Below are 15,007 nucleotides of genomic sequence, written 5' to 3' on the forward strand. Positions count from 1 at the left end.
ATGGCCCTTCCCTCCCACGGGGGCGCGGCCCACGCCCCCGTCGCCATCACGGGCATGGCGGTGCTCCTGCCCGGCGCGCCCGACCTGGCGACGTACTGGCACAACCTCGCCGCCGGCGTCGACGTGATCGGCGAGGTGCCGGCGGGGCGTTGGGATCGCGACTACTACCACCCCGGCAGTGCCTCGGAACCGGCCGCGGCCGACCGGGTGTACTGCCGGCGGGGCGGCTTCGTCGACGCCGTCGCGGAGGTCGACGTCACCCGGTTCGGGATCATGCCGCACTCGGTGCCCGGCACCGAGCCGGACCAGCTGATCGCCCTGCACGTCGCGGCGAGCGCCCTCGCGGACGCGGGCGGCGTCGAGCGGCTGCCCGACCGCGACCGGGTCGGGATCGTGCTCGGGCGCGGCGGCTACCTCACGCCGGGGCTGGTCCGGCTCGACCAGCGCGTGCGGACGGCGCGCCAGCTGGTACGGACGCTCGGCGATCTCGTGCCCGGTCTGGACGCGGAGCAACTGGAGCGGGTGCGGGCGGCGTTCACCGACCGGCTCGGTCCCGACCGGCCGGAGGACGCCATCGGTCTGGTGCCCAACCTGGCCGCGTCCCGGGTCGCGAACCGGCTCGACCTGCGGGGGCCGGCCTACACCGTCGACGCCGCCTGCGCCTCGTCGCTGCTCGCCGTGGACCAGGCGGTGTCCGCGCTCGCCTCCGGGCGGTGCGACGTGATGCTGGCCGGGGGTGTGCACCACTGCCACGACATCACGTTGTGGAGCGTCTTCTCACAGTTGCGCGCGCTCTCCCCCAGCGAGCGCATCCGGCCCTTCCACAAGGGCGCCGACGGCATCCTCATCGGTGAGGGGACCGGCGTGGTGGTGCTCAAGCGCCTCGCCGACGCGGAGCGCGACGGCGACCGCGTGTACGCCGTGATCCGGGGCACCGGCGTCAGCAGCGACGGTCGCGCCTCCGGGTTGGTCAATCCCGACCCCGCCGGGCAGAGCCGGGCGGTGCGGGCCGCGTGGCGGGCAGCGGGGCTCGATCCCGCCGAGCGTGGCTCCCTCGGGCTGCTGGAGGCGCACGGTACGGCCACTCCGGCCGGTGACGCCGCCGAACTGGCGACGCTCAGGGACGTTTTCGGGCCGGAGCCGTCGTCGGGGGCGGATCCGGCGGACCGGGCGGTGATCGGTTCGGTGAAGTCGATGATCGGGCACGCCATGCCCGCGGCCGGGGTCGCGGGTCTGGTCAAGGCCGCGCTCGCCGTGCACCACGGCATCCTGTTGCCCACCCTGCACTGTGAGGACCCGCATCCGGCGCTGGCCGGCACCCGTTTCCGCCCGCTGGCCGAGGCGGCTCCCTGGGAGAGCCCGTCCGGGCGACCGCGCCGCGCCGCCGTGAACGCGTTCGGCTTCGGGGGGATCAACGCGCACGTCGTCCTCGAACAGGCGCCCGGCGCCCACGCCGGCGGCGGCTCCCCCGCGTCGGCGCCCGCCGCCCCGGTCGCCCGCCGGGCGGTGGTCAGGGAGGACGAACGGGTGCTGCTGCTGGGCGCGGCGACGGTCGAGGCCCTGGGGGTTCTGCTCGACTCCCCCGACCCGGCGCCGACCCCGGGCTCCGACGGGCCCGTACGGCTGGGCATCGTCGGCCCCACGCCCAAACGGCTCGCGCTGGCCCGCCGGGTGGTCGCCAAGGGCGAGGCGTGGCAAGGACGCAACGACGTCTTCTTCAGCCCGCGTCCGCTCCTCGGCGGCGCGGCGGGGGGCCGTACGGCGTTCCTCTTCCCGGGTCTGGAGGGGGAGTTCGCGCCGCGGGTCGACGACGTCGCCGACCACTTCGGGCTGCCCCGGCCGCCCCTTACCGGGCCGTACGCCGACGGTCGCGCGCCGGAGTCCGGGGGCGGCCCCGCAGAGACCGGGGACAGCCCCCGCGGTCCGGTCCGCAACGGACTCGGCCGGCACGGGCTCGGTGTCGTCGCCGTCGGGAGGCTGCTCGACACGGCGCTGCGGCGCATCGGAGTCGTGCCCGATGCCGTCGCCGGGCACAGCGTCGGCGAATGGACCGCGATGGCCGTCGGCGGGGTGTACGAGGAAGCGGCCGTGGACGCCTTCATGGCGGCCCTGGACCCGGAGGCGGTTCGGGCCGCGGACCTCGCGTACGCCGCCGTGGGCACGCACGCGGACCGGGTGGCCCGGGTCCTGGCCGGTGGTGGACACCCGTCGGTCGTCCTCTCCCACGACAACGCCCCGAACCAGTCGATGGTGTGCGGGCCGCCGGACGCCGTGGAGGCGTTCGCGACGGAATCGCGCGCCGAGGGGATCCTCGTGCGCGTCCTGCCGTTCCGGTCCGGTTTCCACACCCCGATGTTCGAGCCGTGGCTGGGGCCCTTCAGGGAGGCCGCCGAACGGATGCGGCTGCGGGCCCCGCACGTCCCCGTCTGGTCGGGGACCACGGCGGCCCCCTTCCCGTCGGAGGAGGCCGCCGTCCGGGCCCTGTTCGTCCGCCACCTCCTCGAACCGGTCCGCTTCCGCGCCCTGACCGAGGCCCTGTACGGGGCCGGCTTCCGCGCCTTCGTACAGGCCGGTCCCGGGCAGCTCGGCTCGCTCGTCGGTGACACCCTGGCCGGACGCGACCACCTGGTCGTCGCCGCCAACTCCCCGCACCGCACCGGCCTGGCGCAACTCCGCCGGGTGGCGACCGCGCTGTGGACCGCCGGGGCGCCGACCGACCCCCGGGTGCTGGACGGTTCCGGGCCGGTCGGCCCCGCCGGACCGCTGCCCGCCCCCGGGTCTCCGCCGGCCACGGCCGGTCCCGCGCCCTCCGCGGCAACCGCCCGGCGGGGCGTGCGCCTCGACCTGGGCGGTGCGCTGGTGGACCTGCCGGCGGATCCCCTGCTCGTGACCGCGTTGTCCCGCGATCCGGCGGCCGCCCTCGCCCCGGCCGCGTCCGCCTCGCCGATGGCGGCCGAACTGACGGCCCTGCTCCGCGAGACCGCGCAGACCGCCGCGACCCTGATCGCCGCGGCGGGCACGGCCCACCCGCCCGGTGTGCGGCGCCCTCCGGCCACGCCGGTACCGGAACCCGCCCGCACCACCCGGCCCTCGCCCCGCCGCGCGGGGGCCGCCGGGCCGCCGGCCGGGCCGCCGGTCGACGGTTCCGCCGCCGTGCGGCACGAGAACGTACGGGTCGGGGTGGACCGGATGCCGTACCTGCTCGACCACTGCTTCTTCCCTCAGCGCGCGGGCTGGCCCGACGTCGCCGACCGGTGGCCCGTGGTGCCCGCCACCACCATCGTCGCGCACCTGATGGCGGCGGCCGAGCGCTCCGCACCGGGTCGCGTGGCCGTCGCGGTGCACGAGGCGTGCTTCGACCGGTGGCTCACGGCCGCCGAACCAGTGGACGTGCCCGTGACCGTGACGCCGCGGGGGCCGGACCGGGTCGCGGTGTCGTTCGGCCCGGACGCCCGCGCGGTGGTGGAGCTCGCCGACCGGCACCCCCAGCCGCCCTCCGCTCCGGAGCCTCCCGACCCCGGCTCCGAGCGCGCGCCCGCGCACACCGCGGAGCAGGTCTACCGCGAGCGGTGGATGTTCCACGGCCCGGCGTACCGGGGCATGACCCGGCTGTCCGCGATCGGCGACCGGCACGTGCGCGCCACGTTGACCACCCCGTCGGCGCCCGGCGCGCTGCTGGACAACGTGGGGCAGGTGCTCGGCTACTGGATCATGGCGACGCACACCGACCGCACGGTGGTCTTCCCGGTCCGGATGCGGCGCATGAGCTTCTTCGGCCCGCATCCGGAGCCCGGCACACCGGTGGAGTGCGTGATCCGGATCGTGTCCCTCACGGACGCGGCGCTCGAAGCGGACGCGGTGCTCACCGTCGCCGGCCGGGTGTGGGCGAGGCTCTCCGGCTGGCAGGACCGCCGCTTCGACAACGACCCCACCACCCGGCCCGTCGAGCGGTTCCCGGACCTCAACACCCTCTCCGCCGCCCGCCCCGGCGGCTGGTCCCTGGTGTACGAGCGCTGGCCCGACCTGGCCTCCCGGGAGCTGATCATGCGCAACGCGCTGGGCGGCCCGGAACGTTCGGCGTACGCCGAGCGGCCGCCGCGGGGTCGCCGCCAGTGGTTGCTGGGCAGGATCGCGGCCAAGGACGCGGTGCGTCATCTGCTCTGGGAGGGTGGCGAGGGGCCCGTCTACCCGGCCGAGCTCCTCGTCCGCAACGAGGCATCGGGCCGGCCCTACGTCACCGGGCGCCACGGCCGGGAGCTGCCGCCGCTGGAGGTGTCGATCGCGCACCGCGCCGAGGCCGGTGTGGCCATCGCCCGGCTCCGCCCGGGGCGCGCGGACGACGGCGCCGACGCCGGACCCGGTGACCGGGGTGACGTGCACGGCTCGGCGGCCCGGGGCCGCCGGGGTCGCCCCGGCATCGACATCGAGGAGATCGTCGAGCCGGCCGGGGCGACCGTCGCCACCGCGCTCTCGCCGACCGAACGGGTGCTGCTGGCCTCCCTGCCGGTCACCGACGAGGAGTCGCCGGCGGTGTGGTTCACCCGCTTCTGGGCCGCGAAGGAGGCCGTCGCCAAGGCGGAGGGCACCGGCCTGGGCGGCCGGCCCCGCGACTTCGAGGTGACGGCGGCACGGGCCGACCGGCTGACCGTGATCGTGCGCCCGCCGGACGCACCCGCCGGCCCGTACCCGGCCATCCGCACGTACCGGGTGGATTGCGAGCGGGTCGCGAATCCACCCGGACTGCCGCCGCGCTCGTACGTCGTGGCCTGGACGTCCGGCCCGGACCCGGACCGGCCCGAAGCGGGCACCATCCGCAACGAAGGGAACCAGACGTGACCACCACCCGGCCCGGCGGCTCCGTGCCCACGGACTCCGCGCACGCCGCCCATGCCCATGCCGACCCCGTGCGGGCGGACGAGGCGTCGGTCCTCGCCGATCTGACGGCGATGATCGAGCAGGTCCTCGGGGAATACGGTCTCGACGACACCGAGATCGCGATGGAGACCAGGTTCGGCCGCGACCTCGAACTGGAGAGCATCGACCTGGTCACCCTCGCGGGCCTGCTGGAGGACCGCTACGGCCGCCTGGTCAACTTCGCCGAGTTCGTGGCCTCCATGGAGCTGGAGGAGATCATCGAACTCAGCGTGGGCCGGCTCGTCGAGTACGTCTGCCTGTGCCTGAAGGCCGCGGGACGGGACTGACCGATGGCCATCGTCGACACCGGTGACGTCCGGCTGCACGTGCAGCGCCTGCCCGCCCGGCCGGACGCCCCGGGCGCGGTCCGGGAGGCGGACGCCACCGTCGTACTGCTCCACGGGCTGCTCACGGACAGCCTGGCCAGCTACTACTTCACCGTCGCCCCGGCCTTCGCGGCGGCCGGCCTGGACGTCATCATGTACGACCACCGGGGCCACGGCCGCAGCGGTCGGCCGGAACGGGGTTACACGCTCGGGGCGTTCGTCGACGACCTGGACGCCCTCCTGGACCGGCTCGACGTACGGACCCCGGTGCACCTGGTGGGCAACTCGTACGGCGGCACGGTCGCGTTCGGCCTGGCACTGCGCCGGCCGGAGCGGGTCGCCGGCATGGTGGTCATCGAGTCGGAGCCGGCCACCGCGTCCTGGGCGGTCAAGCTCGCCGGGCTGCTGGAGCGGGTCCGCCACGAGATGGACGTCAACGAGGACGCGGCGCTCGACTGGATCGCCACCCACCACGGCGGCCACACCGCCCGGTTGGCGAAGTCCGCCGGACGGCTCGTGCGGGACACCACCCTCGCCCGGGACATCCCGGCGAGCGCGGTGCTGGGCGACGACGACATCCGCGCGATCGACTGCCCGGTGCTCGCCGTCTACGGCGCCGACTCCGATCTGGCGGCCCAGGCCCCCCGCATGCGGTCGTTGCTCCCGCACTGCGCGACGGAGTTGCTGCCCGGCCACCGGCATTCGGTCCTGGTGGAGGCGCCCGGCCGGGTCCGCGACCTCGTCCTGGACTGGGTCGGCCGGCATTCCCGGCCGACCGTGGGCCCCCGGGTGCGTGCCCGGTGAGCCGCTTCCTGTTCGTGGTGCCGCCGCTGGTCGGTCACATCAACCCGGCCGTTGGGGTGGCCGCCGCGCTCGTCTCCCGGGGCCATCGGGTGGCGTGGGCGGGTGAGCCCGCCCTCGTACGCCGTCTCGCGGGACCGGACGCGGTCGTACATCCCTGCCCGCCGCCCGGTGCGGGTCGGGGCCCGGAGGGGGAGCCGGCCGCCGCCCGGCCCGCGGAGATCCGGGGGCCCGAGGCACTGCGGTTCCTGTGGGAGCGCTTCCTCGTACCGCTCGCCGAGGCGATGGCGCCCGGGGTGAGGCAGGCCGTCGACGCCTTCCGGCCGGACGTGGTCGTCGCCGACCAGCAGGCACTGGCCGGGGCTCTCGTCGCCGAGGACCTGCGGCTGCCGTGGGCCACCTCGGCGACGACCTCGGCCGAGTTCACGGACGTCCTGGCGGCCATGCCCCGGGTCGCCGCCTGGAACGAGGCCCTGCTGCGTGATCTGCGCGCCCGGATCGGCGATCCCGCGGGGAGCGGCGACCCTCGTTTCTCCCCGCACCTCGTCCTCGCGTTCAGCACGCCGGAGCTGGCGGGTCCGGTCGTACGGGGCGGTGACCGGGTGCGCTGGGTCGGACCGTCGCTGACGGCACGCCCCTCGGCCCCCTTCCCCTGGGAACGGCTCGATCCGGGACGCTCCCTGGTCCTGGTCACGCTGGGGACCGCCAACACCGACGCGGGGGCGCGCTTCCTGGACCGGGCGGCGCAGGCCCTGCGGGCCCGGGCCGACCGGGTGCAGGCCGTGGTCGTGGACCCGGAGGGCACGCTCGCCGGCGGGCCGGGTCCGGGAGCCGGTCCCGCGGACCGGGACGTCATCGCCCTGCCCGTGGTCCCCCAGTTGGAGTTGCTCGCCCGCGCCGACGCCGTCGTCTGCCACGCGGGGCACAACACCGTGTGCGAGGCCCTGTGGCACGGCGTCCCGCTGGTGGTCGCGCCCATCCGCGACGACCAGCCCGTGGTGGCCGGTCAGGTGGCCGACGCCGGGGCGGGCGTACGGATCCGCTTCGCGCGGGCCGGGGCCGAAACGATCGGAGCGGCCGTCGACACCGTCCTGCGGGACCCGCGCCCCCGCGCGGCGGCCCGTACGGTCTCGCGGGCCTTCCGCGGCGCGGGCGGCGCCCCGGCGGCCGCCCGTCACCTGGAACGACTGGCCGACGGCCGGAAGGACGAGACATGAGCTCCGCATCCCGCAAGGCCCGTACCCTCAGGGTGGCCGCACTGCGCGCCGCCTACCGCGCGGAACTGGCAGAGGGCACGGACGTGTTCTTCGCGCCGCGCGCCCATCGGTGCCCCTGGTGCGGCTCGGCCCGGCTCGGCGGACACCTGCGCACCACCGACCTGTTCCAGCACAAGCCGGGCGACTTCGCCCTCGACCGCTGCCACGACTGCGGACACCTCTTCCAGAACCCGCGGCTGAACGAACGCGGGCTCGCCTTCTACTACCGCGACTTCTACGACGGCCTCGGCGAGGAACGACTCGGCGGGGTGTTCGGCGGGCGCACCGGGTCCTACCGGTCCCGGGCACGGTCCGTCCGACCGCACCTGGCGGGACCCGCCGAGTGGCTGGACGTCGGTACCGGCCACGGCCACTTCTGCGAGAGCGCCCGCGAGGAGCTCCCCGCGGTGGTCTTCGACGGGCTCGACCGCTCCGACGGCGCGGAGCTCGCGGAGCGGGCGGGGCGGGTGCGCGTGGGGCGCCGGGGGTCGTTCCCCGATCTGGCCGACCGGCTGCCCGGCTCGTACGACGTGGTGAGCATGTTCCACTACCTGGAGCACTGCGACGTCCCCCAGCGCGAACTGGACGCCGCCCGCACCGTGTTGCGGCCGGGCGGGCTGCTGGTGATCGACGTGCCGGATCCCGAGAGCCGGTTCGCGCGCCTGCTGGGCCGTTGGTGGCTGCCCTGGCTCCAGCCGCAGCACCTGCACCTCGCGCCGGTGGCCAACCTGCGCCTGCGGCTGGCGGAGACCGGTTTCACGGTCCTGGCCGAGGAACACGTCGAGCCGCACGACCCGGTCGACCTGGTGGCCGCCGCGTGGGTGGCGTTGGACTCGGTCGCCCCGCGCGAGGACCTGCCGTGGCTGTCATCGCCGCCCGGGGCCTGGCACCGGTCTCTGCGTACCGCGGTGCTCCTCGCCGGCGTTCCACTGCTGTTGGCGGCGACCGCCCTGGACCGGCTGGCGGCGGGACCGCTGGCGGGCCGGCTTCGGCTGACGAACGCGTACCGACTGATCGCCAGACGCGAGGAGTAGCAACGTCCGGGGGCGTCGGGCGTCGTCCCGGCGCCGTCGGTCATTGCGGTCGGCGGGGGTCGGCGCCGTCAGTCGGTGGGGGTCGGCGCGCCGTACAGGTCGCGGTAGGAGGGGAAGCAACCGCCCGGTCCGTCGAAGCCCTCCGCGGCGCGCACCGCCCGGACGATGGCGCGGGTCACCGCGTCCGCGGCTGCCGCCAGGACCGTGTTCATGACGGCGACGTCGGGTATCCCCAACTCGCCGGTGGCCAGCGCGAACGTCGTGTCCCCGTCGTTCATCAGGTGCACCGGCCGTATCGCCCGGGCGAACCCGTCGTGTGCGCAGCCCGCCATCTTCTGCGCCTGTGCCTTCGAGAGCACGGCGTCCGTCGCCACGACCGCCAGGGTGGTGTTGAGGGGGCCCGCGCCACCGACGTCGTGCCGGCGGCGCGCCTCCGTCTCGGCGCGGGCCCGGTCGAGGCGCCGCCGCGCCGCTGCATGGGCCGGCGCCGACGGGTGCTCGACGGCCCGCCCCTCGAACAACTCGCCGTACAGCACACCGGTTTCGGGGTCCAGGACGGATCCCACCGCGTTGACCACGACCAGCGCCCCCACGGTGATCCCCGAGCTCAGCCGGATCGCCGAGGAGCCCACCCCGCCGCGCAGCCCTCCCGCGACCGCGCCCGTACCGGCTCCGACCGACCCCTCCTCGACCGGGGCGCCCACTGCCGTGCGGGCCGCCGACTCCACGGCCGCCCGCCCGAGCGCCGCATCGGGCCGAGCACGGAAGTCCCCGCCGCGACCGAGGTCGAACAGCGCCGCACCGGGCACGACCGGCACCACCTCGCCGACGCCGGCCCCGACGCGATATCCCCGGTCCTGTTCCTCCAACCAGCCCATCACCCCGTGCACGCTCGCCAGTCCGTAGGCGCTCCCACCGGTCAGGACGATCGCCTCGACGCACCGCACGAGGTTGCGCGGATCCAGCGCGTCGGTCTCGTGGGTCCCCGGTCCCCCACCGCGCACGTCCACTCCGGCGACGGCGCCGCCGCGCGGCGCCAGCACCACCGTCGTACCCGACAGCGCGCCGCCACCGGCGAGTCGCGCATGGCCCACCCGTATGCCGCGCACGCTGGTGATCGCGTCCGCCCCCGAAGCGACTCCGTTGGCCTCCATACCCCTGGCATACCACCGGGCCCCGCCCCCGGGCGACCCCCTCACCGAACGACTCCCGGGTTGAATGCGCTATTCCGCATACGTGTTTCTCCCGGCCGCCGCAGAGGGCCGGCCCGGGGCGGCCCGAACTGTTATGGTCCGGCGCACCTGTCGCGAGTAATGTACGACCTTCGCTCTTCGACCACAGAACCGGAATGAAGGATCGTGCGTTTCCCACGAAACCGCGCCACCTCCGTGGCGATTCTCCTCACCGCGGCGACGGCCCTGGCCGTCATCGGCCCGTTCACGGCGAAATTCGACAACCCGGCCTGCCAGGCCGTCTCCCTGGTCTTTTCCGGCGGGTGGTCATGGGCCTGCTTCGCCTTCCTGGTGGGGTTCTCACGCCGCTCCTGGATCGGCGCGACGGCGCTGGCCTCCTCGTCACTGGCGATGGCCGTGGTCGTGTACTACGTCTTCAAATTCTCTTCCCGACCACCGTCACCGGCCTGCCCGGGTATTCCGTTTCGGTGGACGAGCTGGTGTCGAAAATAATCGCGTGGGGGGCGGCGGCCTTCATTCTCGGGGCCCCGGTCGGGTTGTGCGGATACATCGCGCGCACGCCCGGGATCGCCGGCATTCCATTCCGCTTGCTCATCCCGCTGACCGCCTTCTTCGAGACCTCCGTCCGGTTGGAAACGGAGGCCGCCTCACCGGGATCGACCCTCATGATCACCTGGCACGTGATCCGCGTCGCGGCGGGAGCCGCTTTCGTGGCCGTGCCGGTCCACGGGCTTTGGACCTGGCGGTCACGGCGTCGCCCACGGGACCGGCAGGGTCCGCAGGACCCACGGGACCGGCAGCACGCGGGCGTGGACGTGGTGCGCTGACGTGGTGCGCTGACGTCGTGCACCACGGCCGTCCCGCCGGCCGGGACGATGGGCCCGCAGCGGCCGTCGGTCGTCCCGGACGCCGCGCTCAGAGGGCGGCGCGACGGTATTCGTCGTTCAACCGCTGGGCTTCCTGGAGTTGGTCCTCAAGGATGACGATGCGACAGGCGGCCTCGATGGGCGTGCCCTGGTCGACGAGCTCGCGGGCACGGGCGGCGATGCGCAGTTGGTAGCGGGAGTAGCGTCGGTGGCCGCCCGCGGATCGGAGCGGGGTGATGAGGCGGGCTTCGCCGATGGCGCGGAGGAAGCCCTGGGTGACGTCGAGCATCTCGGCGGCCCGACCCATGGTGTAGGCGGGGTAGTCGTCGTCGTCGAGACGGTCGTAGGAAGCGTCTGCTGTCATTCGCACCTCTTCGTGGAACGCGTCGAGGGGCCTTGGCGCCGTACCGGCACCAAGGCCCCGAAGGAACTGCTACACCATCCGTCGGCCTTGACGTCGGGCCGACCTTCTGTTTCCGCGGGCCCTGGCTGAACACTGCCGGGCGTGCGGGGATCGCGAATGCGAGACCGGAGACCACCTGCCTATCGATGTCCTGCGGTACCCGGGCCTCGTACTGCCCGCCCGGGCGATCCTGATGGCGCTCAATCCCTCCGTTCTCCTCCTGGAACGATCATTTGCCGAGCCGGTACGGCGAGGGTCCTGCTGGTGGCGGCCCCTGATCACCGCGGGCCACCCGGTCCGGTCGTCAGCCCCGTCGCCGTCCTGCAACCACCATGGCTTCGGAGCTCCACCACCGCACCGCTCTGCACACTTCGCTTACGGGTACCGCTGCCCGGCGCTTCATCCCCGCCGGGCTTTCCCGATCTCGGCTACGGGAGAAACCATAGCCACCCTGAAAGCGAATGTCTACGGTGGCCAGGATAGATTTTCGCGAGCTGCGCAGTGAGGTAGTCGACGGTGTGGCCGGGGCGAGGGGCTCGGATGCACCATGGGGTGCATGAACGCGTCCGCGTCCGCGCCCACGGCCCGCAGCCTGCGGGGGCGGATCGGCGCGGGACTGTTCGGCAAGGTGGCCGGCCCGTCCGGTCCCGCGAACCGTGCCCGCATCCACGGCGCCCCCGGCCCCCGCTGGTTCGGGCCCGACCGGCCCATCCGCACCGTCCACGGCGACGCCTCGATGTTCATCGGCGGCCTGAGCGCGCTGCTCCTGCAATCCCTGCATCCGCTCGCGATGGCGGCCGTGGCCGCCCATTCGGGGTTCCGCGGCGATCCGTGGGGTCGGCTCCAGCGGACCAGCACCTTCCTCGCCGTGACCACGTACGGGACCGCCGACGACGCCCAGGAGGCCGTCGAGCGGGTGCGGGCCGTGCACGAGGGCATCCGCGGGACGACGTCCTCCGGCGAGCCGTACCACGCCGCCGACCCGCACCTCCTCGGGTGGGTGCACGTGGCGGAGGTGGACAGTTTCCTCCGCGCCCACCAGCGCTTCGGTGCCCGTCCGTTGGACGCGGAGGGCTGCGACGGCTACCTCGCCGACTCGGCGCGCGTCGCCCGCGCGCTCGGCGTCCCGGACCCGCCGCGCGATCGGGCGGAGCTCGCCGCGCGGCTGGCGGCGTACCGGCCCGAACTGCGGGTCACCGCCGAGGCCCGTGAGGCGGCGCGCTTCATCCTGCGCGAGCCCCCGTTGCCGTGGCCCGTCAGACCCCCGTACGCCGTGCTCGCCGCGAACGCGGTCTCCCTGCTGCCCCCGTGGGCCCGCCTCCCCCTCGGCCTGCCCCACGCCCCCCGCGCCGAGCGGTTCTGCGTCCGCCCCGGCGGTCGCGCCCTGACGAAGGCCATTCGCTGGGCCATGACCCCACCTCCCGGCCCGTAGGCTCGGGCGCCGTCCGTCGCGCGGGCGGCCGCGGCGACCGGTCACCGCCCGCCGCCACCCGGCCACCCGGCTTGTCAGCGCTGGGACGTGGCGAGGATCCCCCGCGGGTCGAAGGTGACCCGGATCCGGGTGATCCTCCCGTTCTCCACGTGGGTCCAGTTGGCCGTCGGGGTGGGCGGCGCGCCGACGGTGTGCAGGTCGAACCAAGTGATGACGTCGGTGCCGTTCGCCACCCGGGCGTGCACCTCGATGCGTTCCAGGATCCGGCCCAGGCCGCGCAGGCCGGCGAGGCAGTCCTCGACGCCGGTGGCGCGGCCGAGCGTGCCGACGAAGTCGACGTCGTCGGCCAGGAGCCCGCGCAGGGTGTCGAAGTCGCCCGCCTGCCAGGCGGAGAAGTACGTCTCGGAGATCTGCGTCGGAGTCGTCATGCGTCCATGCTCTCCGAAGCACTCCCATCCGTCCAATGGATGATTCGGATGGCCAGTATCATCACTGCTTATGGAGATCCATCAGCTTCGGTATCTCGCGGCGGTGGTGGACGAGGGCACGTTCACGGCCGCGGCGGCACGACTGCACGTCAGCCAGTCCGGCGTCAGCACCCAGGTGGGCAAGCTCGAAAGGGAGCTGGGGCAGCGGCTCCTGGAGCGCTCGGGCCGCAGGGTGCGGCTCACGGCCGCGGGCGAAGCGGTGCTGCCGCTCGCCCGGGAGGCGCTGGCGACGCTCGACAGCATCGAGCACACGGCGGCCGAATTCGCCCACGCCGTTCGCGGACGGGTCCGCCTGGGCATGATCGCGGGCTGCTCGATCCCCGGCTTCCTCGATGCCGTGGCCGAGATCGGGAGCGCCCATCCCGGCATCGTCCTCAGCCTGCACGAGGGCGATTCGCGCGCCCTGCGCTCCCAGGTGCTCGCGCGTTCCCTCGATCTGGCCCTGGTCGCGTTCGTCGGCCGGGCCGAGCCCGACCTGGACGTGGACGTCATCGTCGACGAGCCGATCGCCGTGGTGGTGCCCGAGGGGCACCGGCTCGCCCGGACGCCGGTCCGGCTCGCCGACGTGCAGGAGGAGAAGGTGCTCTGCCTGCCGCACGGTACGGGCATCCGGGAGGCCTACGAACGGTCGTGCCTGCGGGTGGGCATCGAGCCGCGTGTCGACATCGAGGCCAGTTCCCCCGAGACGCTGCTCGGACTGGCCCGACGGGGCGCCGGGGTCGCCGTCCTCAGCCCGTCCTCGGGGACCGCCGAGGGCACGCACACGGTGGTCATCGCCGACGCGGGGACGCGGGCCTGCCTCGGTCTGGCCATCCGACCGGACCTGCGTTCCCCGGCCGCCCGCATCGCACTGGCGCGACTGCGCGACGCTCTCGTGCCCTGAGCCCGCTCCCCGGGGTCACCGCGGTGCGACCGCGGCGATCCTCACGGCGCTCGACGCGTCACAGGAACCGGCGGATGGGGGTGACGGCCAGTTCGCGCAGCCGCTGGGCCGGGGTGCGGCGGCTCCAGCGTGCCTCGTCGATCGGCTCGCTGACCTTGAGGTCGTCGTCGAAGTGGGCGTCGAGGGTGGCCGTGAAGTCCTCGTCCAGGACGGCGAGCATGACCTCTTCGTCGTGGTCCAGGGAACGGCGGTTGAAGTTGGTGGATCCGGTAAGCGCGGCGATCCGGTCGACCGTGATGACCTTGGCGTGCATCATCGTCGGCTGGTACTGGAAGATCTTCACCCCGGCGGCGAGGAGGTCGGCGTAGAAGTGCTGCCCGGCCAATTGGCAGACGCGCTTGTCCGTATGGGGGCCCGGGAGCAGGATCTCCACCTCGACCCCCCGCCGGGCCGCGGCACACAGCAGCTCGATGAAGTAGGCGTCCGGCGCGAAGTAGGCGGTGGCGAGGCGGAAGCGGTGCTGGGCGGACTCGATGGCGACGCGCATCAGCGTCTGCATGTCCTGCCAGCCGAAGCTGGCCGAGCCGCGGACGACCTGTACGACCGCACCGCCGCACGGGGCGTGCTCGGTGAAGCGGTCCCGGTCGTCGAAGAGGGTGTCGTGGCACTCGGCCCAGTTCTGGGCGAAGGCCGCGGCGATCCCGTCCACGGCCGGTCCGCGCACTTGGACGTGTGTGTCGCGCCACTCGTCCGCGTTCCGTGCGTTGCCGCACCATTCCTCGGCGATGCCGACGCCGCCGGTGAAGGCCGTCTCCTCGTCGACCACCAGCACCTTCCGGTGGCAGCGGTGGTTCTGCTTGAGGGGCGAGAGGTGCAGCGGCTTGCGGAACCAGGTCACCTCGGCCCCTGCGTCCGCCATGAGGTTCAGCAGGTCCTGTTCGATGAGCCGGCTGCCGAACCCGTCCAGCAGCAGCCGCACCCGGACGCCTCGTCGGGCCCGGTCCGCGAGGGCCTCGGCGAAGCGTTGGGCTATCTCCCCGCGCCAGTACACGAACGTCATCATGTCGATGGTGTGTTCGGCGGCGCCGATGGCGGCGAGCATCGCGGCGAAGATCTCGTCCCCGTTGCGCAGGACGACGAGGGAGTTGCCTTCGGTGGCGGCGATGCCGATCAGTCGTTCGAGGCGGCGACGCATCCGCTGCTTCGCCTCGTCCGACGCGACGGCGGGCGCGGTCGACACCCCGGCTCCCTCTGATCCGCTGCGCGTACTCGTCATCAATCCACCTCACAGGTCGCCGGGGCTCACGCCCCCGAACGTTCGTCCGGTGCAGGGGCCAGCCGACTGTACACACCCTGCACGAGGGCGATTCGCGCGCCCTGCGCTCCCAGGTGCTCGCGCGTTCCCTCGATC

The 15,007-nt window shown here is 74.2% G+C and carries 13 protein-coding genes; 9 read left to right on the forward strand and 4 right to left on the reverse strand.

What is annotated here, in order from left to right; genetic code table 11:
• From ACFVS6_RS24230 to ACFVS6_RS24250, 5 genes are read left to right on the forward strand one after another with little or no spacing between them, the layout of a single operon-like run.
• Positions 1-4,836, forward strand: coding sequence for a beta-ketoacyl synthase N-terminal-like domain-containing protein (locus ACFVS6_RS24230; RefSeq protein ID WP_389706805.1), 4,836 nt, complete (start codon positions 1-3; stop codon positions 4,834-4,836).
• Complete coding sequence (locus ACFVS6_RS24235) at positions 4,833-5,201, forward strand: acyl carrier protein (RefSeq protein ID WP_389706807.1); 369 nt, start codon at positions 4,833-4,835, stop codon at positions 5,199-5,201. Before ACFVS6_RS24230 ends, ACFVS6_RS24235 begins: the two co-directional genes overlap by 4 nt.
• A 3-nt stretch (positions 5,202-5,204) precedes the next feature.
• Positions 5,205-6,044, forward strand: coding sequence for an alpha/beta fold hydrolase (locus tag ACFVS6_RS24240; RefSeq protein WP_389706809.1), 840 nt, complete (start codon positions 5,205-5,207; stop codon positions 6,042-6,044).
• Positions 6,041-7,258: a nucleotide disphospho-sugar-binding domain-containing protein gene (locus ACFVS6_RS24245; RefSeq protein WP_389706811.1), complete on the forward strand. Its 1,218-nt coding sequence runs from the start codon at positions 6,041-6,043 to the stop codon at positions 7,256-7,258. Before ACFVS6_RS24240 ends, ACFVS6_RS24245 begins: the two co-directional genes overlap by 4 nt.
• Positions 7,255-8,331 carry a class I SAM-dependent methyltransferase gene (locus ACFVS6_RS24250; RefSeq protein WP_389706813.1) on the forward strand — a complete coding sequence of 359 codons (1,077 nt, stop codon included), beginning with the start codon at positions 7,255-7,257 and terminating at the stop codon, positions 8,329-8,331. Before ACFVS6_RS24245 ends, ACFVS6_RS24250 begins: the two co-directional genes overlap by 4 nt.
• 68 nt (positions 8,332-8,399) lie before the next feature.
• On the opposite strand, the gene ACFVS6_RS24255 is transcribed toward ACFVS6_RS24250, so the two are convergent.
• The gene (locus tag ACFVS6_RS24255) at positions 8,400-9,485 is read right to left on the reverse strand and encodes a P1 family peptidase (protein WP_389706815.1); all 1,086 of its coding nucleotides are present in this window, start codon (positions 9,483-9,485) and stop codon (positions 8,400-8,402) included.
• 204 nt (positions 9,486-9,689) lie between these two features.
• Between ACFVS6_RS24255 and ACFVS6_RS24260 the strand changes: the two genes are divergently transcribed.
• Positions 9,690-10,016 carry a hypothetical protein gene (locus ACFVS6_RS24260; protein WP_389706817.1) on the forward strand — a complete coding sequence of 109 codons (327 nt, stop codon included), beginning with the start codon at positions 9,690-9,692 and terminating at the stop codon, positions 10,014-10,016.
• Positions 9,992-10,351 (forward strand): hypothetical protein, encoded by a 360-nt coding sequence (locus ACFVS6_RS24265; protein ID WP_389706819.1) that lies wholly within the window; start codon positions 9,992-9,994, stop codon positions 10,349-10,351. Before ACFVS6_RS24260 ends, ACFVS6_RS24265 begins: the two co-directional genes overlap by 25 nt.
• Positions 10,352-10,439: 88 nt before the next feature.
• Here ACFVS6_RS24265 and ACFVS6_RS24270 read toward each other — a convergent pair whose 3' ends face one another.
• Positions 10,440-10,754, reverse strand: a complete 315-nt coding sequence (locus tag ACFVS6_RS24270; RefSeq protein ID WP_389706821.1) for a MerR family transcriptional regulator — start codon at positions 10,752-10,754, stop codon at positions 10,440-10,442.
• A 595-nt stretch (positions 10,755-11,349) separates the two neighbouring features.
• Between ACFVS6_RS24270 and ACFVS6_RS24275 the strand changes: the two genes are divergently transcribed.
• A complete protein-coding gene (locus tag ACFVS6_RS24275) occupies positions 11,350-12,225 on the forward strand; it encodes an oxygenase MpaB family protein (protein WP_389706823.1) in 876 nt (291 codons plus the stop codon).
• Positions 12,226-12,299: 74 nt separating this feature from the next.
• Here the strand turns inward: ACFVS6_RS24275 and ACFVS6_RS24280 are convergent, their stop codons facing one another.
• Positions 12,300-12,653, reverse strand: a complete 354-nt coding sequence (locus tag ACFVS6_RS24280; RefSeq protein WP_389706825.1) for a nuclear transport factor 2 family protein — start codon at positions 12,651-12,653, stop codon at positions 12,300-12,302.
• 70 nt (positions 12,654-12,723) lie between these two features.
• On the opposite strand from ACFVS6_RS24280, the gene ACFVS6_RS24285 reads away from it, so the two are divergent.
• Positions 12,724-13,596 (forward strand): LysR family transcriptional regulator, encoded by an 873-nt coding sequence (locus ACFVS6_RS24285; RefSeq protein ID WP_389706827.1) that lies wholly within the window; start codon positions 12,724-12,726, stop codon positions 13,594-13,596.
• 58 nt (positions 13,597-13,654) lie between these two features.
• Here the strand turns inward: ACFVS6_RS24285 and ACFVS6_RS24290 are convergent, their stop codons facing one another.
• Positions 13,655-14,791 carry a phosphatidylserine/phosphatidylglycerophosphate/cardiolipin synthase family protein gene (locus ACFVS6_RS24290; protein WP_389706833.1) on the reverse strand — a complete coding sequence of 379 codons (1,137 nt, stop codon included), beginning with the start codon at positions 14,789-14,791 and terminating at the stop codon, positions 13,655-13,657.
• Positions 14,792-15,007: the final 216 nt, after the last annotated feature.

This window comes from Streptomyces sp. NPDC057939 (assembly GCF_042887545.1).
Classification (GTDB): Bacteria; Actinomycetota; Actinomycetes; order Streptomycetales; family Streptomycetaceae; genus Streptomyces.